We start from the raw sequence: 24831 nt of genomic DNA, 5'->3' as shown, positions 1-24831 counted from the left end.
CACACTGAATGACCGGGATGGGCGCGTCACTGTCAGAGTAGCGGCTGAACAGACGTCCACTTTCGAAAGCCGGACGGCTACACGTGAACGACTGCGTTGGGTCGAAGGCAGTATGTCGGCTTTGGAGCAAAAGGCCAGGGACCGCTACCCACCCCATCCGGACCTCTGACGGACATGGGTCGAATGTCCGCTTGGGGCCAGAATTTCGCACACTAATTGTCCGGTGGGCCCCCCGGCTGAACTCCATCGGCTATGCCGAATGCGGGTTCCTCATCGTCCGGCGAGCGCGGCGGTGACGCTGACGCTAGCCCTAAACGGGACGACCATCGGGACCGTCGCCTTCGCGGCCGGCAAGGCCGTGGCGACCTTCACGACGACCGGAGGCAACCCGTACTTCGTCAACCAAGGCGACGTGCTGATGTTGACGGCGCCGGCGACCCAGAACACGGCCCTCGCCGACCTCGTCGGCTACATCGCCTTGCAGAAGGGGCGTTCGTATCGTGCTGGTGTAACGGGGGGCCACGTACCACACCTCCGCCCACCAGGTCGCCGCCACCTTCGACACCGCCCTGACGGGTGGCGCCATGGCGCTCGGGTCGATCCTCATCCAGCAGCAACAGCAGCGTGCCGCCGTCCGTCGCGAGGCCGCCGCGTTGCGGGCCGTCGCCGGTCGGATGGCATACGACCGCGTGATGGCCGCCCACTACGCCGAGCAGGAGGCCAAGTCCATCATCGACGCCCGCGCCGCCCGGTTCGCCCGGCAGCGGCAGCAGGCGCTCATCGAGGCTCGCCGGGCTGCCCTCGGAGGCTGATGCCATCACATGCTGAGATGGGCGAAAAAGTGCGCGGCGCGCACGAGTCAACCCCCTAAATGCAAGATGGACGTCGATCATCGTTGTTTTGTACAAGAAAAACCCGCCCCGGGGTGACCGAGGCGGGTTTTGTCGTTCGGGTGGGGGCGATCAGGCCGGGAAGGCGGGCGGGCCTTCGTCGAGGATGTCGTTGAAGATCGCCCGCACCCAGCCGTTCTTCTCCATCTCGGCCCGGGTCGCCTCGGCGGCGGCCGCGGCCCTTTGGCCCTCCAGGGCGGCGAACTCGGATGGGCTCATCGGCTTAGGGACGCCCTGCAGCACGCGCTCGCCGAGGAGATGCTCGCCGATGTAGCGGTGCCCATGCATCATCAGCTTGTTGCGATCCTGGGGCGACAGGCCGTCGAGGTAGGCGATGGCGGCGCGGTCGAGGACGCCCGGCGGGATCTCGGCCTGCTCCGAGGGATACAGGTGCTCCGCCGCGGCCAGGCCCCACTGCTCGGCCGGGGACAGAGTGTCGAACGTCGGCGCCGGCTCCGGGGCGGGCTCGGCGGCCTGCGCCTCAACCGCCGCCTCGGCCTCGGCGATGGGATCGTGCGGCGCCAGGGCCGTGCGGACGGCGCGCCAGACGAGGCGACCCCCTTCGATGACCGGCACCAGCGTGACGCGTCCCAGCGCGGCGAGCATCCTGCCGACCGCTGCGAGAAACCCCTTCATCATCCCCTCCGTGAACTGACCTCCCGATAGTGCCGCGGGGCGACGCATACGACACGTCGCGCCCTCGATACGTCACGCCACGCCGAGCTCGACGGCCTCGGCATACGTCGCGGCGCGGAGCCACTCGTAGGCGGCGCAGGCCCGCGTGCAAAGGGCGACGTGCTCTTGGCCGTAGAGATCATAGACCTTGTCGGCCTCGAACTCGTGGCCGGGCTCGCGACGGAACCGGCGTGGCTTTTCCGTCAGACCGCTCGACCGCACGCGCGGGTGCCATGCACGCCGATTCGCGCCGGCCGGGTCGATCCGGTCGCCGGCCTCCACGAACGAGATCTCGGCCACGCCGTCGTCCCGGCTGACGTAGGCGCGGTGCGGGACGCGTCCGGACCCGGGGGCGACGACGACGACCGTGCCGGGCGCGAGCTCGTAGTGGGCGCGGGGATAGGCGTTCTCGATGCGCCCCCGCCGGACGCGCTCGTCGGTCCTGTCCACAGGGTCCTGTTTCAGGCCTGCTCGGCCTCGCGGGCGTCGGCCCGCCAGCGCTCCTCGGGCTGATCGGGCGTCGCCTCCATCCTGGCGATGACGTCCTCGATCCGGGCCGGCGCGTAACCCCAGACGTCGACGCCGACATCGCACGACTGCGACGTCCCGGGGAGCGTCCCGTGGGTGTGTCCGTGGACGTGCAGGACGCCCCGGAAGCTGCCCGGCCACGCCCTTAGGGGGTAGTGGTCGCAGACGATGCGGCGGCCCGCAGCGTGGACGGTGAGCCGTTCCTGGACGCTCTCCCAGGCCAAGCCGGTGACCCTGGGACGGTCGTGGTTGCCGACGCATAGGTGCTTGCGCCCCGGCAGCGCCGCGAAGATCTCGGCGGCCCGCTCGGCGGTGTGCCCCCACTCGAAGTCGCCGAGGTGGACGACGGTGTCGGTGGGGCGGACGCGCGAGACCCAGGCCTCGACGATGAGGCGGTCCATCTCGGCGACGTCGCGGAAGGGGCGGCCCAAATGGCCGATGCTCCCGGCGTGGCCGAAATGCGTATCGCCGACGAGCCAGACGGCGCCCTTCGGCGGCGTGAGGTTGCGGTGGTGGGTGAGCGGTTGGTTCTTCATCAAGGCAGCCTCCTGTCGGAAGGGGGCTGCGCGCGCGGCGTCACGCCCCCGAGGGATGGGTGTCGGTTCGGGGGGTGGCTATGCGTTTCACGGCGGACCTCGTCGCGCTGTCGTGGGGCCAGGGATCGCAGCTCCGGATTCCTCCGGTCAAGCGGGGTCGTGCGTCACGGTTAACGGAAAGCCTGGGCGGGGGGTTTTGTCACCTACGTCACCGAATGTCGGATTGGGGACGAATGTGACACTTTCGGCCCCGGGGCTGCAAAACCTTCATCAGGTTGCTCTGTCTGGTGAGGCTTTTGCAGGCCCGGGCACGTCGCGGTCCGGAGGGCGCCGGCTCCCGAGGTCGACGAACCGCGCCCGACACCAGGGCGTGTATTGGTTAGGCCCGCAGACGTGCCACGCCTTCGGCCAACCGGCACCCGACGACGAGGGCGACCAGAACGTCCTCCAGCGTCGCCCGCGGCCCGAGGCGCGCAATCAGGCGCTCCGTGTCGTAGGAGCCCCGCCGCCGGGGGCACCAGGGGCAGAACAGGCGCACGCGACGGTAGGGGAACTCGCCCAAGCACCGCGGCACCTCCATCCGTCCCCCCGCCGTTGACCCGATCCGTGCGTTCCCTATCTGTTCTCAATAACGGAGGGGTCAATGCCAAGCTGGGACGACATTGCGGCCGCGGCCGCCGGGGACGAACGCGACGCCCTGCGGCGGGCGATGGCGGACGACATGGACGTGGCCCGGCGCGGCAGGGGAGGGCCAGGATTCCTCCCGGCCGAACGCCCGGCCGACTTGGCGAGGGTCCTCGGCCGGGACCGGCGGGCTCAGGCCCCGAGGCGCGCCCGCTCCTGATCGACGGCCTCCAGGATCGCCGTGACCCAGACCTGCATCCCCTCCGCCTTGAGTTCGAGGCGCTGCGAGTGAATGTAGTGCTTTAGGGTGATGGCCTGGGCCAGCTCGCGCTCCTCGTCTGCGCCGCCCTTCGCCTTCGCCCGGGCGTGCGCCAGGATGGCCGATCCCGCACCGCCCAGCCGTTCCATGTCGAGGTACGTCGGCAGCGTGCGCCGGACGTCGTGCGGGGTCCAGTGCCGGATGCCGTGGGTGGTCAGCAGATCGTCCTCGGGCCGAAGGGTCACGCCCCCTTTCCGGGCGGCCTTCTTCTTCCCTTTCAGACGGTCCATGGCCTGCGTCATCCCGACGGCGGTCGTGCGCTTACCCGGGACCCTGCTCGGGAACAGGTAGACGCCTTCCCGGGGCGCGCCGACGCGGTCGAGCGCCGCCAGGGCCTCCGGCGGCATCGGCAGGGCGTGGGGTCGAGCGCGCTTCTTCAGACCGTTTGCGTGCCCGGCCCCCTTCATCTCGGCGGCCGTCCAGGTCCAGATCTTCCAGCCGGGGCGCTCGGGCCAGTCCCTCACCGTCGCCCTCAGCGTCCCCGTCAGGGCGGTGGCGCGCTGCCCGGTCAGGACTACGGCCCAGAGCGCCGCGAGCATGCCGGCGCCGGTCTGCTTAGCCGTCCCCCCGAGAGCCTTGAACCGCTCGGCGAGGACGAGGGTGCGGGCGAGCTCCTCGATGGTCGGCGTATGATCGCGGGTGCCGGAAGAATACTCGACCGTGAGCCGTTCCCGCCACCAGGGGAACTCGACCTCCGTCAGGCCCGCCCGCGGGGCGTGATGGCGCCAAGCCCAGTCGAGCGCGGCCTTGACCGCCTCGACGCTGTCGGCGGCCGCGGACAGCGTGTGCTTCCGGGCTACCCGGTCCCGCATCTTGACTAGGTCCTCCAGGTCGACGAGCTGGACCATCTTCCAGGCGAACTCGTCATCGAGCGTCCGGCGCAGGTGGCGCTCGTACTGGACACGCCAACGGCCCTTCAGCGTCGGGAGCTTCATCTCCAGGAACAGGTCGACGAGGTCGTGCCACTCCCAGGGCCCGCGCCGACGCCGCTCATCGTCGCTCATCTCGACGGGGTCGTCCGGGTGCGGCTTCGTGAAAGCGATGTCGAGGGCCTGCTCGGTCCCGATGCCCCGCGCGGTCACCCGAGAGAAGACGTCGAGCTCCTGGGCAATCGCGCGCTTCGTCAGCCCCCGGCGCTCCGCGGACCGGACCTCCTCGGCGGCGACGCGGGCCGAGGCCACCGGCAGGCTGTCCATGTCGCCCAGCGTGACGGTTCCGGTGCGGCGCTTGAGAAGCCACGTCCCGGAGCGCCGGGTCACGCGCAGGACGAGGCCCTGGCAGGCTGTGTCGACGAAATCGAAGCCGCGCCCCTCCAGTCCGTCGGACGCGATCAGGCCCTTCGCCCGCTTGACGTGGGCCTGCGTGAGCTTCGTCCGCTCGCGCCCATAGCCACCCCGTTCCGCCACCGCCATCGACGCCTCCGCCTGGATACCACGCGGATACCACGCACGCCGAAACCGCCCGGGCAAGCCGTCAGGCTGCGTAGGAGAGCGAAAAACCGTTTGGATTCAATGGGAGGGTTAACGGTCGACGGCGTCAGCCGGACCTGCCTGAACGGGCCTTATCAGCTTCCCAAGCTGAATGTCGTCGGTTCGATCCCGATCGCCCGCTCCAACTAACTCGTTGAAGCGTCAGCCTTTCTAACGCTCTACCGCTGACCTCGCGTTCCCCATGTTCCCTATCGCGTTCCCCAAGGCCCGTTCAGGCCTCGTTCTTCACGCTCCGATGGGCGATGCGAAGCGTCGCCACCTTGCGTGATTTGCCGACCGCGCCGCGCGAGTAGCGCGCTGTAGTCGAAGCTTGTGTGTGAGCCGCTGCGGCCCGCGCGTCGTCGAGGTCAGCGCCCGCGTCCTCGGCTTCCGTGATGGCGCCGGCGCGGGCGTCCATGTTCCAGACCGCATCCGGGATGCCGGCGGCACGGGCCACGATCCGCCACTCGCGGCCGAAGGCATCTCCGGCGTAGGGTCGGCCAGCCTTCTCATCGACGATCAGCGGGCCTACCCGGCGCTCGGCCGGGATCTGCGCGGCAACCGCCTGGACGTGCGGGCAGAGCCTCAGATCGTGAGCCGCGATGGCGCCCGTCTTCGAGGTGACTTTCCGGGTCACGCCGTCGAGGATCACATCGGCCCAGGTCAGGCCCCGGATCCAGCGATGCCCATTGAGCAGGATGCCGGTCGCAGCCTCTCCCTTGGGGATCGGCTCCCACTCGCCGATCACGTCCTTCTGACGAAGCGCCGTATCGAACTGGACCGCGGTGGCCAGCGCCAGCGAGACGCGCCCCATCTCGATCGCCTTCGGGATGAAGGCTTGGACGTGGGCGAGGTCGAGCGTCACACGCCGCCGGGCCGGTTGCGGGAACTGCACCTCGGCGAGGATCGCCTTCAACCGCGTGCAGCCTGCCAACTCGGCTGACACGCCGTAGGAGACCATCTCCCGGAGCTTCTTCATGATGCCCCAGGCGCGCCGCACTCGCTCGGGCCTGCCGACCGTCTTCGGCTTCTTTGCCGCGTTGTACCAGCGCCAGAAGTCTTCGAGCTTCAGGGCGTCAAGCGCTCGGTCGCCGAAGGCCTTCTCGATGATCCGAAGGACATGGACATCCTTCTCCTGCGTCGTGTGCTTGAGCCGATGGAATGGGCTCGCTTCGTCAACCTGATAGCGACGAGACAGGCCGCGGATCGTGCCGTCGAAGCGGTTCGTCTCGCGACCCCGACCGCTCGACCACTCCAGCATCTCGGCCTGCAAGCGCATGCACGTCGCGGTGATGAGCGCATGCTGCGCTGGATCGTCGAGGCTGTAGGGCAGCCGCACGGTCTCGGGCCGATAGCCCGCCTTCACCAGATCGGCGCGGGCGACCCAGTAGCCGACATCGGGACCATTCTTGCGTTTCCGGCGCTTCAGGCCGGGTGCGTTGAGTTCAGAGGGCATCAAGGTTCTCCTGTCCGTCGAGGGCAGGCGCCTCGACGTGGGAGAGACCGTAGCGCCGATTCCAGTAGGCTTGGACAGACGGCCAGTAGCGACCGCCCATCAGGGGATCGACGCGTGGGAGACCATCGCGCTCCAGAACGATGGCCTTCGCCGCCCACTCCGACGGCTCCTGACTGAGGCGACGCGCGATCTCGGCCTCACAGGGGAAGAGGCCTTGATCTCGGTGGGGCGGGCGGCGCGGCATCGGTTACGCGCCTCCCGTTGCGAGGTCTCGCTTCTGGGGGGAAGCGGGCACAACAGCGCTCATGCTGCTCGCTCCCCCTGCTGCTGACGGGAGGGTCGAAGGTGCTCGACCAATCCAGCCACGGCCATCAGCGAAGCCGCTGCACACCGTACCTCGAATGCGAGGGCGTGATCGTTGCCAACTTGAGCCTGGGCGGAGCCGGCTGCGGCGAATGCCGCGACCTGCGAGAGCTGCAGAGCGATCTCTTCGCGGATCAGATCGGGGGCGGCGCTCATCGCGACACGCTCCAGTGCTCACTCACACCAAATGCATGCCCCGCAATGACAGCAGCGAGTGCTGGACTGCGGACCCGGCCGAGGACGACACGGGTGCGCTGGCTTTCGGGCGTCGGTAGATCGGGCGGAAGTGTCGGAACGGATTGCCTACGGCGAGCGGTTCGCTTATTCATGGACATGCAGATTTAGCCTCTTGGCCCCGCGTGACGGTCCTCCGTTGCCGGGGCCATCTTTTTGCGTGGGGCTGGCTGCAGGATGCCGGCGGGCATCGACCCGCCGACGCGGATCAGGCGGCGATGGGCTCGGCGCCGGTGCTCTCGGTGGTCGCAGTTGCCGCGCGGCCGTTGCGCCACGTCTCCCAAAGCCACGCCGTCGAGACGAACTTCTGACCGCAGATTTCCACGGTCGGAATGGCTCCGGTTCGGGCCGCTTTGTACGTCGTGTTGCGGCTCGGCCCGAGGAAGCGGCCCGCCCTCTGAAGCGGCGCAAACGCCTTCTCAAAGATTGCGCGATCCTGCTCGGGCAGGAGCGTGAACAGGGGGTCGTGCTCGGGGTGCACGAGGCGCGCTTCCTCGACGCTTGCGCTTGCCGTGCTGGACTGGGGCGACATCGCGACCTCGCATATTAGTTCGTGTTTACCCGACGGTTAATCGTTGCGCCTCATTACGACGGGTTGTCAACCCGGCCTCGGGAGGATACGAGGGAAAATAAGTCACTCGTTGGGATCAGCTATGGCCAAGGATCAAGACGCGCCTCGGCGCCCTCGTGGGCGTCCCGCCAAAGCTCCTGAAAGAGGTCGGCGCCAGAACTACACATTCAGGATGAGCGATGCGACGCGCGATCTTGTAATATCGGCGGCAAATTCTTCTGGCCGGTCAATAAGCGAAGAAATAGAGAAGCGCGTCGAAGATAGCTTTGAGCAAGAAACCAGGGACAGCCTTACTCTTATGCTATTGAATGGGAGTGAAAATCTTAGAAGGCTCGTTATTCAAGTCGCGACATTGGGGGCATTTGTAGAAAACCTTAAAGACAAGGACGGTACGCAACTCGGCTCCAAGGATTGGGAGAGCCATGAGCCTACTAGGGCTGGAATTAAGGCGGCCATTGAGGAACTAGTTGACGGGGCAACTCGTCCCACTCGGGAAGTAGACGGAAAGCTTGCCGTGAATAGGATTATTGAGATTACGCAGGGCTTGAAAACAGGTCGTATGCTGTCTGACGAAGAGGCCTTGGAAGTCTCTGCCCTTGAGGCCGACCTTGCGGTTGACGCAGTGGTCACACGAAGCAAGGCAATGGCCGCAGTAATTACCGGCTCGATTAGCGTTGAAGACATCAAGGCGCTTGGTTTGCTCAAGGCGTAGCTGCGACAATCTGTCCACAGCTATTCGCAGTACGGTTTGGTATGATTGGGCACATGCTGTAACGCCTCTAATTTTACCGTCTTACACTCACGGCCGCCTCCTCTACTGTACCCGGTAGCAATGGAGGCCCGGCGTGCGCCCGCTCGTCTTTTCGGACACCATCACGATCCGCACGGATGCGGAGCTGCGCGCGGCGATCGATGCCGCGGCGGCCCGTAGCTCGGTGAGCGCGAGCGATCTCCTGCGCCGCACGCTCCGTAGCGCGCTCCTCGACACGCCGCGCCTCTCCTCGCCCTCCCGGCCGGAGGCTCGCGCATGACGGCGCCGCTGCGCCTCGTCGGGGTCGATCCCGAATTGCTGTTCTCGGTCTGGCCGAAGGTCTCGGTCTGGATCGCGGCGGCGTGCGCGCGCCCCGGCTGCGATCTCCGGCCGGTCGAACTGTTCGTGGCCGCTGCCAACCAAGAGGCGCAGCTTATCGTCGGGCTCGATGACGACGACGTGCTTCGGGCCGTCGCCGCTACGCAGGTCTGCCACTGCACCGACGGCTCGCTGTCGTGCTGGGTGCTCGTCGTCGGCGGCGCTGCCGACGGCTGGTCCGCCATGCTAGGCGAGGTCGAGGCCGGGGCGCGGCGCAAGGGCTGTGATGCTGTCGAGTTCATCGGCCGCCGCGGTTGGGTCCGCCGCCTGCCGGGCTACAGCGTCAGTCCCCACAAGGCCGGATCGCACTTCCTCAAGCATCTCCGAGAGGCGGCCTGATGTCCGACAAACCCAAAATCGTCACCACGACCGAAAACCAGAAACGCGAGCCTTACGCGGCTGCCATCCCGACGCTTCAGACGATCTTGGACGGGGCCAACGCCGCGTATAGCTCGGGCGTCGGTTCGCAGGTCTACCAAAGCGAGCGCGTCGCGGGTCTCGGCGACACGACGAAACAGGGCCTTGGCTTTCTGAAGGAGAACGCCGGCACGGGCCTCGGTATCGCGAAGGCGGGCGAGTCCTTCCTACTCGGAAACCTCGCCGCGGGCGGCGCCACGACTGGCACGAAGGCGGCAACGCAAGGGCTTCTCGGAGTTCAGGGCGTCGATACCTCGGGCATCGCGGGTGCGGCGGGCCGCATGTCCGATCCGAACAACCTCGCGAACCGCACTGCTCAGTCGGTCGGCGGCGGCGCCTATAACCTCGATGCGTCCGGCTATCAGGGTCTCGGTGCCGGGCTGGCCGGCCCGTCTCAGACCCAACGCTCCTTGCAGGACGTGGCGGACGGGAAATTCCTGGGGGCTTCCAATCCCTACACCTCGCAGATCATCGGGCAGGCGCAGGATGCCGCCGCGAGCCAGGTGAAGCGCGCCTATTCCGCCTCCGGCCGCTACGGCTCCGGTATGTTCACCGGAGCGCTGGGCGAGGCGGTCGCGAGGCCAGCGACGGAGCTGCTGTATCGCGACTACGACAACGAGCGGACCCGCCAAGCCCAAGCAGCGCAGGCGATCGATAGCGGCCTCCTCTCGCGCACCAGCGCGCAGGCCGGGCTCCTCGGACAGGTCAACGACGTGCGGACGGCCAACGCTGGGCAGGCCGTGACCGGCGCGAACCTGTCGATGCAGGCCAACCAAGCCGGGCTTGCCGGACAGGCGACGCTCGCGGACGCGATCCGGGCGAACAACACCCAGCGGATCGGGCAGTACGGCACCGCCTTGGCCGGCGCGCAGTCGGATCGTGCCGCGGCGATGGCGGGTCTTGGTGCCATCCCTGGCGTTCAGACCGCCCTCCTACAGCCGGGCCGGACCCTCCTCGGCGTCGGGCAGGCGGAAGACGTGGCCCGCCAACTTCAGCTCGCGGCGGATCAGGACAAGTTCAACGAGGGGCAACAGAGCCCTTGGAAGCAGCTTGGCCTCCTCGCCGAACTCGGCCTGCCGATCGCGAACGCGGGCGGGACCGCGACGGGCACGACGCAGCGGATGACGCCGCAGCCGGGCATCCTGCAGCAGGCCCTCGGCTTCGCGACGGGTGGCCTCGCCGCCTTGGGTCAGACCGGGGCGTTTTCGACGGCTGCGGGCTCCTCTCCCGGTTGGCTGATAGCCTTGAGCGATGAACGGGCGAAAGAGAACGTGGTCGAGGTCGGCGCGACGCACGACGGCCAGCCGCTTTACAGCTTCAACTATCGAGGCGACCGCACTCCCCAGGTTGGCCTTCTCGCTCAGGACGTGGCCCGCCGCGATCCCGGCGCGGTGGGGATGCGCTCCGACGGCCTCCTCGCGGTGGACTACGCCCGCGCGCTCGGCCCCTCGATGCGCGAGGCGCGTCGATGATGCTCGGGCACGAACCCGCCAGCACTGCGGCCCCGGCCCTGCCGGAGGTCGGCGCGATCGACAGCCGGGAAGCCCTGCTGCGCGAGCGTCACGCCGTCGTTCTCGGCCACATGCACGCGGCCCATGCGGTGTGGTGGCAAATGATCCTTGCCGCGGAGGCCGGCAACTTCGCGGCCGTTCTAGGTCTCATCGAAACGCACAACCAAGCCATGAAGGCGGCGGGGGCTTCGATGCTCGATCTTAACGCCGCCTTTGCGTGCGAAGGTTCGGCATGACGGCGGGCTCTCCCTTCGGCTTCGGCCCCACGCCCGGCGGACCCTACTCCGGCCTGCGCCGCTCGGTGGTCGATCCCCTGACCGGCCGCGCGCTCGTCACGTCCGAGCCGACGGGCGAAGTGGTGCAGCGCTCGTCCCTCCTGCCGATCGGTCGCGACGCCAGCGGGCGGCTGGTGCCGGCGGTGCCGGGCTTCATCGCCGACGCGCCGCAAGCCATCGCTTCGGCCGTCACGCTCCCGCGGGATGCGTGGCGCGGCGATGTCGAGACCATGCCGTCGCGGATGAGCCGCCAAGAGGGCGAGCGCGTTGCCGATCTGGCCGGGCTCGCGATGACCGGCTCGCTGCCGTTCAAGGCGCCGAAGGGCGCGCTGCGGTCATTCGGCGGGGCGGCCGAGCAGAGTGCTGACGACATATTCGGGTCGCTAGAAGCCGGCCTTGCCGCCGCGACCAAGGACATGGTGCCCGAGGTGACGCCGCGGTCCTTCGTCGATCCCGCGGCCAAGTCGTGGGACCTCTACCACGGCACCGCCTCGCCGGTGGATTTCGCCCGGTTCCGCACCGACCTGCCGCAGGAAATGCGCCCGAACACGGTAGGCTCCAATCAAGGGCAGGCCGTGTTTTTCAGTCCGTCGGCGGATGAGGCGTCACACTACGCCCTCGGACGCAGAGCGACCGGCCAAGGCGTTGAGGCCGGCCCGCGCACGATCCCTGTGACCGTCGATCCCGGCAAGACGGGCGTGCTCGATATGGTCGAACTGGCGCAGCAGCCCGACTTCGCCGATCGGGTCTATGCGGCGGCCGTGGCGAGCCATGGCAACCCGACCGACCCGTCGCAATTGCGCTCGATCCGCAACGTCGTCGATCTCGTCCATAAGGGGCAGCTCGACCAGATCGCCAGCGCCAAGGCCTTCAACGAGCAGTACGGGCACCTCGGGGTCAGCGAGATGCCCACCTACAACTACATGGGCGGCGGCACCGACGTGGCCGTCCAGATGGCGCGCGAGCAGGGCCTCGATACCGCGATCATCCGCGGCCTACACGAGAGCAACGGCGGCGATCAGGTCATCACCCTCACGCCCGGCCGGGTGCGCAGCCGCCTCAGCGGCGACCTTCTTTACTCGGGCGGACCTAGCGGTGCGGCAGTCGGCGCCGCCGCTCTCTCCGCCCCCTCCGACGCTCAGGCGTCCCCTTTCCCCTCACAAGGAGCCGCCCGCATGGCCGCTGCACCTTTCAGCTTCGGCCGTCCGAATTTCGGCGGTCCCTCCGACGAGGAAATGGCCCGCGCTCTCGCGATGGCACAGAGCGGCATGGCGACCGGGTTCTCCGGCTCGCCGACGATGGGCCTGCCGCAGCAGCCCGCGCCGATGTCCGCGCGCCCCTTCAGCTTCGGCCAGATGCCGGCCCCGCTCGATGCGATGGCGCAAGCCTCGCCGATGGCGCCCGATCCGCGCATGGTGCCGCTGCCGCCGATGCGGCCCGGTGCTGACGAGCTGACGGCAGCCGCGCAGCGCGGGCCGTCCGGCGGCGGTGTCCGTGTCGGCTCGGTGAGCGCGCGCGAGCAGCAACAGGGCTCCGGCCCCTCGACCCTCGCGGTTCGCCCCGTAGCGTCCGACATGCCGGCACAGGGTGCACATCCGATCATGGCGCAGGGCGCGGGCGTGCCGCAGGCTGGTGCCGCGGCTGCCGGCGAGGGGCCGGGCCTCTTTGAGCGGGTTCTTTCCGGCCTGGGCCGGCCGGGCGTCACCAACCTTCTGTCCGGTATCAGCCAAGGGCTGCTCACCCAGCCGAACTTTGCGCAGGGGATCGGCGTCGGCCTCGCCCAGGCGCAGAAGCTCGATGCCACGTCGGCGGCGACGCGGCTCGCCGATGCCGAGTATGGGCTGAAGGCGCGGAAGCTCGTGCAGGAACAGCAGGGGGTGAACCAGACGAAAGCCCTGCTGCGCAGCCGTGGCTACTCCGACGCGGATGCCGACGGCATCATGGCGTCTTATGCGGCGGGCAACGCGACGGCGCTCAACGCGGCGATGAGCAACGCCTTCCCGAAAAACCCCGAGGCGCCGTCCGGCTACCGCCTCGACCTGGCGACGGGGCGGGCTTCCTTCATTCCCGGCGGGCCGCAGGACCCGGCGACGATCGCGCAGGCCAAGGCAGCGGAGGCGTCGGCCAAGTCGCCCGACGACTTCAGCCTTTCGCCTGGGCAGACGCGCTACAGCGGTAGCGGCCAGCCGATCGCGTCTGCGCGCAGCGACAAGCCCGAGCATTTTGACACCGAGAGCAAGCTGCGCGCGGAGTTCTCGAAGGGGCTCGGCTCGTTCGCCGACGTGCATGACGGATACGGCCGCGTGATCGCGGCGACTCAGGAGCGGGAGAAGAACCCGGCCGCTATCTCGCCGGCCTCCGACATGAGCCTCGTCTTCGGGTTCATGAAAATGCTTGATCCCACGTCGGTTGTCCGCGAGGGCGAGTATGCGACCGCCAAGAACGCGGCGGGCATCCCGGATCAGTTCCGCAACGCCTACAACAAGGCGATCGACGGCGAATTCCTCAACCCGCAACAGCGGCAGGACTTCGTGAACCAGTCCGCCGCGCTCTACGGCAAGGCTCGGAGCAACGCGGACGCCCTGGCCGAGCGGTATCGCGGCCTCGCCGGTCAGTACGGAGTCGATCCCGAGCGCTCGGTCTATCTACCGGCGATGCCGACGGCACCGCAAGTTTCGGGCGGTCGCGCGCGCGCACAGGGCGACGCGCTCGGCGTGGGCAACTCGCGCGACATGGGCGACGGCATCACGGTTCGGAGGGTGCGGTAATGGCGACCTTTCAGATTTCCGGCCCCGGCGGCGCAGAGTACGAAATCGACGCTCCCGACGAGGCGCGGGCGATGCAGGCCTATCGGTCGATCATCGGCGGAGGTGCGGGCGGGGCCAGTGCATCCGCCTCCAGCACGCGCCACGACATGACGCTCGCCGACGGCACGACCCCACCCATGATCGGCGACGGTCCGAAGGATGTCGGCACGACATACGCAGCCCTGCGCGGCGTGCTGAACGGTGTCCCCGTCGTCGGGCCGTCCATCGTGTCGGGCGTCGAGCGGGCGGCGGCGGGCATCGGCGCGCTGCGCAACGACACCCGCTATTCCGATACGCTCTCCGAGGTGCAGGCGAACAGCAAGGCCACGGCAGAGGCGCATCCCTACGTCACGGCCGGGTCGGAGATGACGGGCGGTGTGCTCGGGACTCTGCCACTCGTCGCGGCGGCTCCGGCAGCGTTCGGCGCGGGCGCGGGCGGGCTCGGCGCGCGGTCTCTGGCGTCGATGGCGTCGGGTGCGGTGCTGGGCGGCGCGGACACGGCGGCGCGGACGGGTGGTGATCTTAATGCCGCCCGGCAGGGCGCCCAATGGGGCGGCGCCCTCGGGCTTGCCTCTCCTGCCGTGGGGCAGGCCGTCGGACGTGGCATCGGCTTGCTGAGCGAGGACATTGCCGCCCGGCTCTCGCCGGTCCCTGGGATGCGCAGCTCAGCAGCCGGCAAGCTCGCGGACGATCTTCGCAGTTCGGGCGGTCTCGATCCGGTGCGCGCCCGTCTCGGCGAACTCGGGCCGGACGCGATGCTTCTCGACGCGTCGCCCTCGTTCGAGGGGCGGGCACAGGGCCTTGCCGTCCTGCCCGATACCCGTGACGCGATCACGGCCCCTCTCACGGCTCGAGCGAGCGGAGCCAACGCTCGGCTCGGCACGGACGTCGACCGTCATCTCGGGCCGAACGTTGATCCGGCCGCGTTCCGGGGCTCGCTCGACGCCGCCTATGAGCAGGCGGTGCCGCCACTCTATCGCCAGTCGCTCGCGCAGCCCCTTCAGGTCGATACCAGCGACGTGCTGGCGACAATCAGGCGCTTGGGCGAGACCGAGAAGGGCGGTGCCGCCAACGCCCTGCGCGCGGCCTGGGGGCTGCTGCACGCCGAGGGCGACGTGCCGGGCGTTGGCCGCGCCTTGATCCCAGATCGCCGACCCGAGGCGCTGCACAACGTTAAAGAAGCGCTCGACGGTATGATTGCCAGGGCTCAGGCGCAGCAGGGTTCGGCTGCGGCGAGCGAGGTCGGCGCGCTTACGGCTGTGCGCCGAGGCGTGAACGATGCTCTTGAGGCTCAGGTGCCGGGATACCGTGACGCCAACCGGACGGCGCAAGGCTACTTCCAGCAGGGGGAGGCGTTCGACCGTGGGCAGACGCTGCTCAACGCGGGACGCGAGGCAGTCCGGCCGGCGCAGCTCGCTACCGAGACGGCCGCGATGTCGCCCGAGATCGCGTCAGCACAGCGCGCCGGGCTGCGAACCGAAATCGACCGCCTTGTCGGAACGAGGGCCAACGACCGCGCTGCCTTGCAGGGGGCTATTCAGGGCGAGGGCGACTTCAACCGAGCGCGCCTCGCGACGGTGTTCGGCGAGGAGCCGACGGCGGGCCTCGTCGGGGCGGTCGAGCGCGAGCGGGCTTTCGACGCCACGACCAACCGCATCGCCAACAACTCCATGACCGAGCTGCGCCGCCGTGCGGCCGACGACATCGCGCCGCGCGCCGTCCGCGAGGGCCTGATCGACGGCACTCCCGGCATCGCTACGGCCATCGCGGGGCCTGTGGCTGGCGCTACGGCACTCGGGGGTAGGGCTGCGATCGGCGGCGCCAGGATGGCAGCCAGCGCGATCGGACGGCAGCGAGACATCGCCCGCAATCGCGAGATCGCGGACGCCCTGGTCAAGACCGGCGATCCTATGGAGGTGCTCCTACAGGCCCTCGGCGTGCGGCTGACGGCTGCTCAGCGAGCGCAGGGCGCGGGCACCCTTACCGATCGTGTCGTGCGGGCCGTCCTTCAGTCCCAGGGCGACCGCAGCCGGCGCATGGTGCCGTCCGGCTTCCTCGGCCACCAGCCATAGATGGCGGCGGGGATCAGGATGGCGAGCATCAGCGCCCAGGCGCCAGCCTCGCCAGTCATCGAAACCAACCACGCGTCTACCGTTGGCACGGTCGCCCGAACGACGAGCGCCAGCCCCGTCATGGCGGCGGCGTAGACGATCAGCGTGAGAGCGACGACGAGCCAGCGCGGCATGTGGTGAGGATGGGGCGCCCGATGGCTCGGGGCAATGGGTAGGGACGACCATGGCGGGGCTGCTGTCGGATCGGATCATCGGCGTTGAGAGCAACGGCAACGCCACGGCGAAGAACCCGAACTCGTCGGCGACCGGGGCGGGGCAGTTCATCGAAGGCACATGGCTCGACATGGTGGGGCGATACCGGCCCGATCTGGCCGGGATGCCGCGCGCTGACGTGCTGGCGCTTCGCAACGATCCGACGCTCTCGCGCGAGATGGTCGGGCACTACGCGGCCGAAAACGGGGCCAAGCTCCGGTCCGCGGGCCTGCCGGACAACGACGGTACGCGCTACCTCTCGCACGTCGTCGGCCCGGCCGGGGCGCGATCCGTCCTGACGGCTGATCCGAGCACGCCGCTCGCCCAGGTGCTTCCGGCGAACGCGCTCGCGGCCAATCGCTTCATGCAGCCGATGTCGGCGGGTGACCTGACGGGGTGGGCAGCCCGAAAGGTCGGCTCTGCGGCGCCCGTGATGACGATGCCGGGCGCGGCTCCTGCGCGCTCGGGTCGGTTCGGGTTCGGTGGTGTCGAGGCTTCGGCCGCGGCGGCTCCCGTCGCTGCAACGCCGTCGGCGGCACAGCCGGAGGCCGCGGGCGGTGGCTACCTCTCCCGGCTCATGGCTGCCGTCACTGGTCCCTCGTCGGGGCAGGCGTCCGCAGCTTCGGCCCCAGCCGCGGTAGAGCCTGCCGCACTCGGCTCGACCCTATCTGCGCCGCCCCAAGCGCCAGCCCGGTTCGATGCCCGGAGGTTCTACGCACTGCTTCAGGGTAGGCGATAGGCGCCAGGCAAACCCGTTGAGCCGATGTCTCCCATCGGCAGAGACACAACCGTTGTCGAGTAAGAACGCCTTTCGCCCGGCTCTTCCTCGCCATAAGGGTCCGCAGAATAGGCCACTCAGCGCCCTCCGGACCGCCGTGAACGCCATGGACAACGTCATCCGCCACTCATTCGGGGGCCGTCAGCAACCGACCAGCGCCGAGCCTCCGGCCTACGAGGACGGCTACCAACCGCTCCACGTCTACGGGCAGGCCGCGGGCCATCTCGTTGCCCTGATCGAGGACGCGAGCGGACCCGAGGGGCTCGTGCTCAAGGTCGTGGTCGGCCCCGCTACTGGGAACAACATTGAGGCCGTGGCCTTCTTCGTCGCCACCGACGAGGGCCGCATCGATGCCGACGCAACTGCGAATGCGATCCTTCGGACGCTGGAGGTCGTCGAGGGTGGTCGAGTGCCGGGGCGACCTACTTAGGGTGCGCGGGTGACGTTCCAGCTCTTCAAACATGCCGCGGCGGTCGGTCTACGAGCTGTTCGGCTTAGGGCGCCTGCATCTGCGAACTGTGGCGCATCGACGACGGGGCAGATGCCTCGCCCGCTGTGCCGAGCGCGGTTTGTTGGTCAACGAGCTTGGTGAGCCCAGCGCCGAGCCCGAAGCCTATCAGGCACAGGATGGCCGCGCCTGCTGCAATTTTGACCATTAGCCTCTCGCTCGCGCCATCTAGCCGACCATAAACATCGAAGCTGACGATCGTTGCGATCCAATAATTGCGACGGTCAAATTATAGTGAGCGCAGAAAAGCACCTTCCGAAATTGCAATGGAATGGCGATGATTTTCAAGCCCGCAGATCGCGATGCCAAATTTGGGTGCCGAGGTAGAGCTTCAACAGGTGAAGGGTGTTTTGCAGATTGGGCTCGATATGGAAGCGGCGACGATCTGGTAGGCCTGCCGGACACTTTTGGAGCCGCAGGGGCAGAGTGCATGCCATTTAGTACCGACCGCGAAGCCGAGTTGCGCAGCCTTATCAACTTCGCTGAAGGCCTCGGTCTCAGGGAGACGACTGCGCGCGCGATCTACGAGGCGGTCGAGGCGAACGACAGGATCGCACTAAGCGTCCGGCATGCTGAGGTGCGGCGGCAGCTGCTGATGGTGACGCGAAAGCCGTGAGCGACCTCGAACCACCTGGCCCCGCCTTCGACCGCTACCTCGCCGAGGTCGATCGCACGTACCCAGAGCGTCTGCGGTATCGGTCGGGCCCGGCCCGGCGGTGGCAACGGCTGCCGGTGGTGGTGACGCTCGGCGGGGCGTTCGCGCTCGCGGATGGGTATTTCGTCGGGGTAGCCTGCGGCGAGCCCTACACACTCCAGCGCTTCCCCGACGACGCCGAAGGCTCGCCGTTCGCTTATGGGGAGTGTCGTTTTGGAGAGGTTATCCTGTCCACGGCCTCATCAGCCCTGAGGCTGTTGGGAAGTGTGCGGTAGTCGAAGGAATTGTTGCCAGCCTTGCCTGACGCCAACAGCTCCAGGCCCCGAACCGTGTCGCGGCTGCCCGCTGCCCAGCGGTCGCGGATCGAGGAAGGCGAGAAGTCGAAGCTTTTCGCCGCGAGCTCGTCGGCACCCGCTTGGTAAACGAGATGTAGAAGCGTCACCGCTGGCGCCTTGGGATCGAGCCGTTGTCGCAACTCATATTCGCGCCTGAACCCTGCAATCGCCCGACGTGGTGCGCTGGCGAAGATCAGATCGTTCGCCCGCTCCAGGACCGCATCGAGGGAGGCGGGACGCGGCGCGCGCAAGGAAAATAGGTCTGAAGCGATGCAGAGGAGATCCGTGTCCCGCTCCTCTGTGAAGACCGGATCGAGCGGGAGATTGTTCGTGTAGCCCGCATCGCACAATACGCGCCCGTCCAACTCAACTGGCGGGAAGGCGGGAAGGATCGCGGTGCTGGCGAGGATATGCTCCGGCCTGATTACTTTACGAGCGGTGTCGAAGTAAACCTCTTCCCCGGTTTCGACGTCGACACAACTGACCGTCAGACGAGTGCCTCCTCGGTTGAGCCGCTCGAAGTCGACGAGCCGTTCCAGGGTTCGCAGCAGAGGGGTGTTGTCGAACAGGGCAACGTCGTCTGGCATCCAGGGAAGAGCCGACCATAGTCCCGGCAGGCGATGCCGGAAGATACTCGGGCGCCCCCAGGCGAGCGTCAGGAGGGCATGCAAGCCGTTGTAGATCTGACGTGGCTTGAGTAGCGCGGTTGGGCTCGAACCTGTGCCCTGGGTGGCCTCATTCCAAAACTCGGCGAGCTTGGCGATTCTGTCCTCGGGCGCGTTGCCCGCAATGATGGCAGCAGTCACCGCGCCGATCGAGGCGCCGACAACCCAGTCCGGTCGAAGGCCGTGGTCGTGCAGCGCCTCGTAGGCACCGGCATGGTAGGCGCCCACGGCATTGCCGCCGGCGAAAACCATGGCCAATTCCCGTGTGGTGTCCGGCATCCCTGCATCCATGCGTTAAAGGCTTCTGTGTCCATAAGCCCGGCAACAGCGTTGGTGTCCCCCAGGCCCGCATAGCTTCTCGGGTCGGATCCCGCACCGGTTCGCCATCCGGCCTTTGTTTCAGGATTGATGCGCGGTCCGGCGTCAGCGGACGTGTCGGGCGCTCGATCAGCCGCGCGTTGGATTTGGTGACGTGCCCAGGAAGGCGGCTGCGGTGCGGCCCCGCCGACGGTCGGAAGCGGGTAAAGGGTCGTCCGCGTGTAGGTGCTCGTGTGCATGGAGACCGGGCTTCGGTACAGCTCCCCTCGCGATGACCGGACGCGATGCAGCAAGCCGAGACGACGTTCGCCGACCTCCCGCCTGCGGCCGCCGAGTGGAAGCGCGGGCTGCTTACCCTGCGGGCGGATCGTTCGCCGTGCCTGCGGCTGGGAGCCTCAGCCTAGGCAGGGATACTGGAGAGCGCGCCGCAGCGTCATCTCCCCACCGGACCCTCCCTGCCGAGAGTGGCGTTGGTCGAGGATGCCAGGATCTATCGTGCGACCTCTCTGGCGATACCGGCAAGACCCTCGTCGTAGACGCCTTCGATGTCGGCCTTGGCTTCGCCCTCAGTCATGCCATGGGCGTCGAAGGTCGCCGTCCAGATCACCGTCGCGTTCGCCCCGTCCGGCTGCACCCTCAGCGTCGCGTTGTAGGCCCTCACCGGGAGCGGGCCTTGGACGAAGGCATAGCTGTAGGTCATCTGCTCGTCGTCGCGGCCGGTCTCGACTTCGACGATCGTTCCTAGGCCGTTGGCAACTGCAAGGCTGCGGAATGGAACTAGCCTGCCGTCGTCATCGCTATTGTTCGATAGGCTGCACGTCTCGACCTGAGGGTGCCAGCGCTGGATCGAGCAGAAATCTCCCGTGACAGCCCAGACGGCAGATGGCGAGGCCGCGATATTGAGGGTTCGGGTCACCTCAATCGCATGTCCGACCGCCGACGATCCCGCCCACGCTGCCAAGATGCCGACCGTCCGGTAGATCGCTCGCAACATGATGTGACCACCTCGTNCCAGACGGCAGATGGCGAGGCCGCGATATTGAGGGTTCGGTCACCTCAATCGCATGTCCGACCGCCGACGATCCCGCCCACGCTGCCAAGATGCCGACCGTCCGGTAGATCGCTCGCAACATGATGTGACCACCTCGTCATTGCCCGAGCCTTATAGTCCGTCGTGCTTCGCGCCGCGCCCCACCACCATGAGCGTGCCGTCCGGGAGCGGGCGCTGCAGCGCCTTCGCCTCCGACCACGGCGCGCGCAGCCACGTCTCGCGCTCCTCCTCCGACGTCAGGATCACCGGCATCGCCTTGGGATGCACCGCGCCCACCTCGGCGTTCGGCGGGCAGGTCAGGAAGGCGTAGAGGTCGTCCGTCGTCTCGCCGTCCTTGAGCTTGCGCACCGAGGTCCAGCCCTCGCTCCTGATCCCGGCGAAGCAGGCGAGCGGACGCTCCTCGTTCAGGGCGAACCAGATGTCACCGCCGGCCGCCTTGTTGAACTCGCTGAACGAGGAGACCGGCACGAGGCAGCGGTGCTCCGGGTCGAGCCAGCGGCGCCAATGCGGCGATCCGGTGTTGCGCACGTTGGTGACGCCCGGATCGACCCGTTTACCCTCCAGCGCGAAGGCCGGCGAGGGCATGCCCCAGCGGTACATCGAGAGCACGCGCTGCCCGTCCGCGACGTGGACGATCGGGGCGGCGGTGTTGGGGAAGATGGTGGTCACGGGGCCTCTCCTGCCGCAGGGCTCGGAGCCACGGCACGCGCTGCCCGTCCGCGACGTGGACGATCGGGGCGGCGGTGTTGGGGAAGATGCCGCGCAGCGGCGGCAGGTTGCCGGTACGGTCGGCATCGATCCGGAACGCGCGCCGAATTTCGTCCTGACTCTTTGTCAGGCTGTAGAGGTTGCACATGGGTGCGACCGTAGCAGAAGCGTTCAGTTTTTGCTGTGGTCGACCCGACGCGGCTACATCAAGATCGGCACCAGATTGGGTAGGTCGGGTGCCGTGCCCGACGATCTCGGGTCGGGCCGGCTTCGAATGCAATCTGAATCCGTCGTTAATGCACGGAACGGATGGCGCGTCCCGTACGATATCCGAGAGTCTGCCTCGCGAAACTGTATCCACATCGCAACATATCGGATTTCGTAGATTTCATCGATTTTCTCGGGATGGGACTCGCCGTAAGAACGTACTGATCCGAGCAGGGACGGCCCTTCTCGCTTGCACAATCGATAGGGCGGCAGTCATGGCAGTTTATACGGGAAACTCTAACGCCAATACCATCCAGGGATCGAGAGCCGGTGACTATGTTTCCGGCCTCAATGGCGACGATCTCCTGTACGGAATCGATGGCAACGACCGGCTGTACGGCGGAAACGGCAACGACTTCCTGTTTGGTGGCCTCGGAAGCGACTGGTCGTATGGTGGGAACGGTGATGATGTCTTCGTCCCGTTCTGGTTCTATGACTACACCGGCGCGTTCTCCGCGTCCTACGAGAAGGACACGATCGACGGCGGCTACGGCTTTGACGTCGTCCAGGGTCTTATCGGCACGCTCGTCAGCGCGCAGGTTGGCGCAAGCTGGGGCCTGACTGTCGATCTGCAGAACCACACGCTCGATCTGCGCTACAAAGATGCAAGCCTGTCGTCGGAGATCCACAAGCTCGCGACCATCACCAACATCGAGGGCGTGGTCGGCACCAGCCTTTCCGACAGCATTAGCGGCGACGCCAACCGGAACACTTTCGCCCACGGGGATTTCGTCGGCGCCAACGGCAACAGCGTCGTCGATGTCTATGACGGCCGCGGCGGCATCGACGGCTACTTCGCAGCCACGAGCTTCCTCCCTGGCTACAAGGTGTTGCCGACCGGCACCGCCCCGTCCGGCGTGATGGCGCCGTTCGAGATCGCCTACGGTGCCCGCGCGACGCAGCTCGCCGCAGTCTTTAACCTGCCAGCCGGGCAACTGAAACCCGGCGACGGCGTGGCGCTCTACGAGGTCTGGTACGACGCCAACAGCAACAACGCCTTCGACACCGGCGAATTGCGCCAGGAACTCAACATTCTCAGGAACATCGAGCAGTACCAGGGTACGAACTTCGATGACCGGATGTCGGGCTCGGCCAAGAACGAGATTTTTGCCGGAGGAATTGGCAAGAACACTATCATCGGCGGCGGCGGTCTCGACTTCGTCGATTATCGCGGCATCATTGACGGAAACCTGTTCACGAACGGGCAGCACCTCAAGATCAACCTCGGGCCGGTCTTCGGCCCCGGCGCGCGCTTCGTCGATGCGAACGGCGAAGCGGTGGTGGGTTCGGCAGTCCAAGACACCTTCGACAACATCAGCCTCGACCAGGGCGCGTTCGGCTCAGAGTTCGGCGACGAGATCGTGGGGTTCAGCAGCCTCTACGGGCCGCCGACCGCTTACGGGAAGGGGACCTACAACTTCACCGTCTTCGCCGATGACGGCGACGACGCAGTCGAAGGCAGTTCCGGAAACGACATCCTCGACGGCGGCAGCGGCAACGACATCCTCGTCGGCGATGGCAACTGGGACATCGATCTGTCGATGGCGCCCGCCTACTACGCCTACGCCTTCCGCGACATCCTGATCGGCGGCGAGGGTAGCGACGTCATGGATGGCGGCATCGGCTTCGATGTCGTTTCCTACCGTGATGCCAAGACATCAATTTCTGTCGACCTGCTCTCCGGTCAGGGCGGGCTCGCCGTGATCGACGGTGCCACGGTGCCCAACGCGGAGTCGGATGGCGACGTTTATGTCAACGTCGAGGGCGTGGTCGGCTCGGCCTTCGCCGATGTGATCCGGGGCGACGAGGGCGACAACGTCATTGAGGGCCGCGACGGGGACGATCGCCTGGTAGGCTGCGACGGCAACGACACGATCTGGGGCGAGGCGGATCCGACTTCGAAGGTGCCCGCCGGGACTGGCGACCTGAGGCCGACCGCCGACGTCAATCCCAATGTCTGCTGCGATCCCACCGTGCCCGTAGGGCAGACTCCTGAGAAGACCTACGACGACCGCCTCGAAGGCGGCTGCGGCGACGATGTGCTGTATGGCCAGGCCGGGCACGACGACCTGTTCGGCGATGAGGACAACGACCGGCTCGACGGTGGCGACGGCCAGGACTGCCTTGTTGGCGGTGCCGGTAACGACAACCTGATCGGCGGCCGCGATACCGACGTCCTCGAAGGCGGCAGCGGCAACGACCGCCTCGATGGTGGCGCAGGCTTCGATCTGATCTTCGGCGGCGATGGGGCCGACACGGTGGATTACAACGCCTCGGGTGCAGGCGTCACCGTCTCGCTGCTGCACTGGTGGGAGAACGACGGTGGTGATGCCTCCGCGGACTATATCGAATCGTTTCTCGGTCTGATGACGAAGGAGGGCTGCTCCGTCGATGCGGTAGCGAGTTCCGCCTTCCTCGGCATCGTTGCGGGTCTCGGCGCCGACAACGCGACGACCCAAGCCTACACCTACCGACTTCCCGACGTGATCCTGGGTGTCGAGAATGTGAAGGGATCGGCCTTCGCTGACGTGATCACGGGCGATGCCGGAAACAATGTCCTCGACGGAGCCGGGGGCGCCGACACGCTCACGGGAGGGCTCGGCAACGACACCTACGCCGTCGACAACGCCGGGGACGTCGTCGTCGAGGCGGTCAATGCCGGCATCGACACCGTGCGGTCCGCCATCAGCTACACGTTGGTGGCCAACGTCGAGAACCTCACGCTCACCGGCACCGCCGCCGTCAAGGGCACCGGCAACGCGCTCGCCAACACGCTCACGGGCAACGGCGCAGCCAACGTCCTCAACGGCGGCGCCGGGGCCGACACGATGATCGGCGGGGCAGGTTCGGACACCTACACTGTCGACAACGTCGGCGACCGGGCGGTCGAGACCAACGGCGCCGCCGGCATCGACACGGTCCACGCCTCCGTCTCGTTCTCGCTCGGAGGCTCCGAACTGGAGAACATGGTGTTCATCGGGACGGGCAACCTCAACGGCACCGGCAACTCCATCGCCAACAACCTGAAGGGCAATGTCGGCGCCAACGTGCTCAACGGCGGCCTCGGCAACGACACGCTCACGGGCTTGTCCGGCAAGGACACCTTCGTGTTCGCGACGGCGCTCGGCGCGGGCAACGTCGATCGCATCACCGACTTCTCGGCCGCGGACGACACGATCCAGCTCTCGAAGAGCATCTTCACCGCCCTCTCGGGAGGGACGCTCGCGGCCTCGGCGTTCAAGGATCTGAGCGTGGCCGGTGCAAAGATCGATGCCGACGACCGCATCCTCTACAACAAGACCACGGGCGCTCTGTCCTACGACTCCGATGGCAACGGGTCGAAGGCGGCGGTTCAGTTCGCCACCATCGACACGAAGGTGGCGCTGACGGCAGCCGACTTCTTTGCGGCCTGAGGCAA

23 protein-coding genes and 1 pseudogene are annotated in these 24831 nt (G+C 67.4%); 12 read left to right on the top strand and 12 right to left on the bottom strand.

Annotated elements, in window-relative coordinates:
• Nucleotides 1-584 precede the first annotated feature (584 nt).
• A complete protein-coding gene (locus ASG52_RS13020; RefSeq protein ID WP_056243607.1) occupies nt 585-812 on the top strand; it encodes a hypothetical protein in 228 nt (75 codons plus the stop codon).
• A gap of 150 nt (nt 813-962) precedes the next feature.
• On the opposite strand, the gene ASG52_RS13015 is transcribed toward ASG52_RS13020, so the two are convergent.
• The 8 genes from ASG52_RS13015 to ASG52_RS12970 form a co-directional block, all read right to left on the bottom strand.
• A complete protein-coding gene (locus ASG52_RS13015; protein WP_056243605.1) occupies nt 963-1529 on the bottom strand; it encodes a hypothetical protein in 567 nt (188 codons plus the stop codon).
• A 69-nt stretch (nt 1530-1598) separates the two neighbouring features.
• Entirely contained in the window at nt 1599-2015 is a 417-nt protein-coding gene (locus ASG52_RS13010) for a hypothetical protein (RefSeq protein ID WP_056243603.1), read from the bottom strand.
• An 11-nt stretch (nt 2016-2026) separates the two neighbouring features.
• The gene (locus ASG52_RS13005; RefSeq protein WP_082552538.1) at nt 2027-2629 is read right to left on the bottom strand and encodes a metallophosphoesterase family protein; all 603 of its coding nucleotides are present in this window, start codon (nt 2627-2629) and stop codon (nt 2027-2029) included.
• Between the two features lie 379 nt (nt 2630-3008).
• Nucleotides 3009-3191 (bottom strand): hypothetical protein, encoded by a 183-nt coding sequence (locus ASG52_RS13000; RefSeq protein WP_156383938.1) that lies wholly within the window; start codon nt 3189-3191, stop codon nt 3009-3011.
• A gap of 254 nt (nt 3192-3445) precedes the next feature.
• A complete protein-coding gene (locus ASG52_RS12990; RefSeq protein WP_082552537.1) occupies nt 3446-4984 on the bottom strand; it encodes a site-specific integrase in 1539 nt (512 codons plus the stop codon).
• A 289-nt stretch (nt 4985-5273) separates the two neighbouring features.
• Nucleotides 5274-6497, bottom strand: a complete 1224-nt coding sequence (locus tag ASG52_RS12985; protein WP_056243598.1) for a site-specific integrase — start codon at nt 6495-6497, stop codon at nt 5274-5276.
• 303 nt (nt 6498-6800) lie between these two features.
• Entirely contained in the window at nt 6801-7016 is a 216-nt protein-coding gene (locus tag ASG52_RS12975) for a hypothetical protein (protein ID WP_056243595.1), read from the bottom strand.
• Nucleotides 7017-7302: 286 nt separating this feature from the next.
• Nucleotides 7303-7626, bottom strand: coding sequence for a hypothetical protein (locus ASG52_RS12970; RefSeq protein ID WP_056243592.1), 324 nt, complete (start codon nt 7624-7626; stop codon nt 7303-7305).
• A 121-nt stretch (nt 7627-7747) separates the two neighbouring features.
• On the opposite strand from ASG52_RS12970, the gene ASG52_RS26345 reads away from it, so the two are divergent.
• The 7 genes from ASG52_RS26345 (at nt 7748) to ASG52_RS12940 (ending at nt 15876) form a co-directional block, all read left to right on the top strand.
• Nucleotides 7748-8377 (top strand): Arc family DNA-binding protein, encoded by a 630-nt coding sequence (locus tag ASG52_RS26345; protein WP_082552536.1) that lies wholly within the window; start codon nt 7748-7750, stop codon nt 8375-8377.
• A gap of 133 nt (nt 8378-8510) precedes the next feature.
• A complete protein-coding gene (locus tag ASG52_RS12965) occupies nt 8511-8696 on the top strand; it encodes a hypothetical protein (RefSeq protein ID WP_056243590.1) in 186 nt (61 codons plus the stop codon).
• Nucleotides 8693-9133, top strand: a complete 441-nt coding sequence (locus tag ASG52_RS12960) for a hypothetical protein (protein WP_056243588.1) — start codon at nt 8693-8695, stop codon at nt 9131-9133. The genes ASG52_RS12965 and ASG52_RS12960 overlap by 4 nt, the downstream gene beginning before the upstream one ends.
• A complete protein-coding gene (locus tag ASG52_RS12955) occupies nt 9133-10683 on the top strand; it encodes a tail fiber domain-containing protein (RefSeq protein ID WP_056243587.1) in 1551 nt (516 codons plus the stop codon). Before ASG52_RS12960 ends, ASG52_RS12955 begins: the two co-directional genes overlap by 1 nt.
• Nucleotides 10680-10958 (top strand): hypothetical protein, encoded by a 279-nt coding sequence (locus tag ASG52_RS12950; protein WP_056243585.1) that lies wholly within the window; start codon nt 10680-10682, stop codon nt 10956-10958. Before ASG52_RS12955 ends, ASG52_RS12950 begins: the two co-directional genes overlap by 4 nt.
• A gap of 65 nt (nt 10959-11023) precedes the next feature.
• Nucleotides 11024-13765 carry a hypothetical protein gene (locus ASG52_RS12945; RefSeq protein WP_156383936.1) on the top strand — a complete coding sequence of 914 codons (2742 nt, stop codon included), beginning with the start codon at nt 11024-11026 and terminating at the stop codon, nt 13763-13765.
• On the top strand, nt 13765-15876 hold the full coding sequence (locus ASG52_RS12940) for a hypothetical protein (protein WP_056243582.1): 2112 nt from the start codon (nt 13765-13767) through the stop codon (nt 15874-15876). The genes ASG52_RS12945 and ASG52_RS12940 overlap by 1 nt, the downstream gene beginning before the upstream one ends.
• Here ASG52_RS12940 and ASG52_RS27170 read toward each other — a convergent pair.
• Nucleotides 15813-16049, bottom strand: a complete 237-nt coding sequence (locus tag ASG52_RS27170) for a hypothetical protein (RefSeq protein WP_156383935.1) — start codon at nt 16047-16049, stop codon at nt 15813-15815. The genes ASG52_RS12940 and ASG52_RS27170 overlap by 64 nt on opposite strands.
• Before the next feature lie 50 nt (nt 16050-16099).
• Between ASG52_RS27170 and ASG52_RS12935 the strand changes: the two genes are divergently transcribed.
• The 3 genes from ASG52_RS12935 to ASG52_RS28055 all read left to right on the top strand — a co-directional run bounded on the left by ASG52_RS12935 (nt 16100) and on the right by ASG52_RS28055 (nt 18030).
• Nucleotides 16100-16867 (top strand): lysozyme family protein, encoded by a 768-nt coding sequence (locus tag ASG52_RS12935; protein ID WP_056243581.1) that lies wholly within the window; start codon nt 16100-16102, stop codon nt 16865-16867.
• A 145-nt stretch (nt 16868-17012) separates the two neighbouring features.
• Nucleotides 17013-17336 (top strand): hypothetical protein, encoded by a 324-nt coding sequence (locus tag ASG52_RS12930; RefSeq protein WP_056243579.1) that lies wholly within the window; start codon nt 17013-17015, stop codon nt 17334-17336.
• A 349-nt stretch (nt 17337-17685) separates the two neighbouring features.
• Nucleotides 17686-18030, top strand: a complete 345-nt coding sequence (locus ASG52_RS28055; RefSeq protein ID WP_210170411.1) for a hypothetical protein — start codon at nt 17686-17688, stop codon at nt 18028-18030.
• A gap of 235 nt (nt 18031-18265) precedes the next feature.
• Here the strand turns inward: ASG52_RS28055 and ASG52_RS12920 are convergent, their stop codons facing one another.
• The 3 genes and pseudogenes from ASG52_RS12920 to ASG52_RS12910 all read right to left on the bottom strand — a co-directional run bounded on the left by ASG52_RS12920 (nt 18266) and on the right by ASG52_RS12910 (nt 21294).
• Nucleotides 18266-19348, bottom strand: coding sequence for a patatin-like phospholipase family protein (locus ASG52_RS12920; RefSeq protein ID WP_056243575.1), 1083 nt, complete (start codon nt 19346-19348; stop codon nt 18266-18268).
• 529 nt (nt 19349-19877) lie between these two features.
• Nucleotides 19878-20381 carry an SRPBCC family protein gene (locus ASG52_RS12915; protein ID WP_056243573.1) on the bottom strand — a complete coding sequence of 168 codons (504 nt, stop codon included), beginning with the start codon at nt 20379-20381 and terminating at the stop codon, nt 19878-19880.
• A gap of 168 nt (nt 20382-20549) precedes the next feature.
• Nucleotides 20550-21294 (bottom strand): annotated as a pseudogene (locus ASG52_RS12910) (SOS response-associated peptidase).
• A 148-nt stretch (nt 21295-21442) separates the two neighbouring features.
• Here ASG52_RS12910 and ASG52_RS12905 point away from each other — a divergent pair.
• The gene (locus ASG52_RS12905; protein ID WP_162250002.1) at nt 21443-24826 is read left to right on the top strand and encodes a calcium-binding protein; all 3384 of its coding nucleotides are present in this window, start codon (nt 21443-21445) and stop codon (nt 24824-24826) included.
• The last annotated feature ends 5 nt before the right edge of the window (nt 24827-24831 follow it).

The sequence above is a fragment of the Methylobacterium sp. Leaf456 genome, from assembly GCF_001425465.1.
GTDB lineage: Bacteria > Pseudomonadota > Alphaproteobacteria > Rhizobiales > Beijerinckiaceae > Methylobacterium.
The sequence above is the reverse complement of the archived record's forward strand: the minus strand, read 5'-3'. Positions and strand labels throughout refer to the sequence as shown.

What these genes read in the sequence shown, in the direction of transcription:
- ASG52_RS12905 (WP_162250002.1), top strand. Translation starts at nt 21,443, where the DNA reads ATGCACGGAACGGATGGCGCGTCCCGTACGATATCCGAGAGTCTGCCT.
- ASG52_RS12950 (WP_056243585.1), top strand. Translation starts at nt 10,680, where the DNA reads ATGATGCTCGGGCACGAACCCGCCAGCACTGCGGCCCCGGCCCTGCCG.
- ASG52_RS13015 (WP_056243605.1), bottom strand. Translation starts at nt 1,529, where the DNA reads ATGATGAAGGGGTTTCTCGCAGCGGTCGGCAGGATGCTCGCCGCGCTG.
- ASG52_RS28055 (WP_210170411.1), top strand. Translation starts at nt 17,686, where the DNA reads ATGGCGATGATTTTCAAGCCCGCAGATCGCGATGCCAAATTTGGGTGC.
- ASG52_RS12975 (WP_056243595.1), bottom strand. Translation starts at nt 7,016, where the DNA reads ATGAGCGCCGCCCCCGATCTGATCCGCGAAGAGATCGCTCTGCAGCTC.
- ASG52_RS12970 (WP_056243592.1), bottom strand. Translation starts at nt 7,626, where the DNA reads ATGTCGCCCCAGTCCAGCACGGCAAGCGCAAGCGTCGAGGAAGCGCGC.
- ASG52_RS13020 (WP_056243607.1), top strand. Translation starts at nt 585, where the DNA reads ATGGCGCTCGGGTCGATCCTCATCCAGCAGCAACAGCAGCGTGCCGCC.
- ASG52_RS13005 (WP_082552538.1), bottom strand. Translation starts at nt 2,629, where the DNA reads ATGAAGAACCAACCGCTCACCCACCACCGCAACCTCACGCCGCCGAAG.
- ASG52_RS26345 (WP_082552536.1), top strand. Translation starts at nt 7,748, where the DNA reads ATGGCCAAGGATCAAGACGCGCCTCGGCGCCCTCGTGGGCGTCCCGCC.
- ASG52_RS12955 (WP_056243587.1), top strand. Translation starts at nt 9,133, where the DNA reads ATGTCCGACAAACCCAAAATCGTCACCACGACCGAAAACCAGAAACGC.
- ASG52_RS12930 (WP_056243579.1), top strand. Translation starts at nt 17,013, where the DNA reads ATGGACAACGTCATCCGCCACTCATTCGGGGGCCGTCAGCAACCGACC.
- ASG52_RS12935 (WP_056243581.1), top strand. Translation starts at nt 16,100, where the DNA reads ATGGCGGGGCTGCTGTCGGATCGGATCATCGGCGTTGAGAGCAACGGC.
- ASG52_RS12920 (WP_056243575.1), bottom strand. Translation starts at nt 19,348, where the DNA reads ATGCCGGACACCACACGGGAATTGGCCATGGTTTTCGCCGGCGGCAAT.
- ASG52_RS12915 (WP_056243573.1), bottom strand. Translation starts at nt 20,381, where the DNA reads ATGTTGCGAGCGATCTACCGGACGGTCGGCATCTTGGCAGCGTGGGCG.
- ASG52_RS12990 (WP_082552537.1), bottom strand. Translation starts at nt 4,984, where the DNA reads ATGGCGGTGGCGGAACGGGGTGGCTATGGGCGCGAGCGGACGAAGCTC.
- ASG52_RS12940 (WP_056243582.1), top strand. Translation starts at nt 13,765, where the DNA reads ATGGCGACCTTTCAGATTTCCGGCCCCGGCGGCGCAGAGTACGAAATC.
- ASG52_RS12985 (WP_056243598.1), bottom strand. Translation starts at nt 6,497, where the DNA reads ATGCCCTCTGAACTCAACGCACCCGGCCTGAAGCGCCGGAAACGCAAG.
- ASG52_RS27170 (WP_156383935.1), bottom strand. Translation starts at nt 16,049, where the DNA reads ATGCCGCGCTGGCTCGTCGTCGCTCTCACGCTGATCGTCTACGCCGCC.
- ASG52_RS12960 (WP_056243588.1), top strand. Translation starts at nt 8,693, where the DNA reads ATGACGGCGCCGCTGCGCCTCGTCGGGGTCGATCCCGAATTGCTGTTC.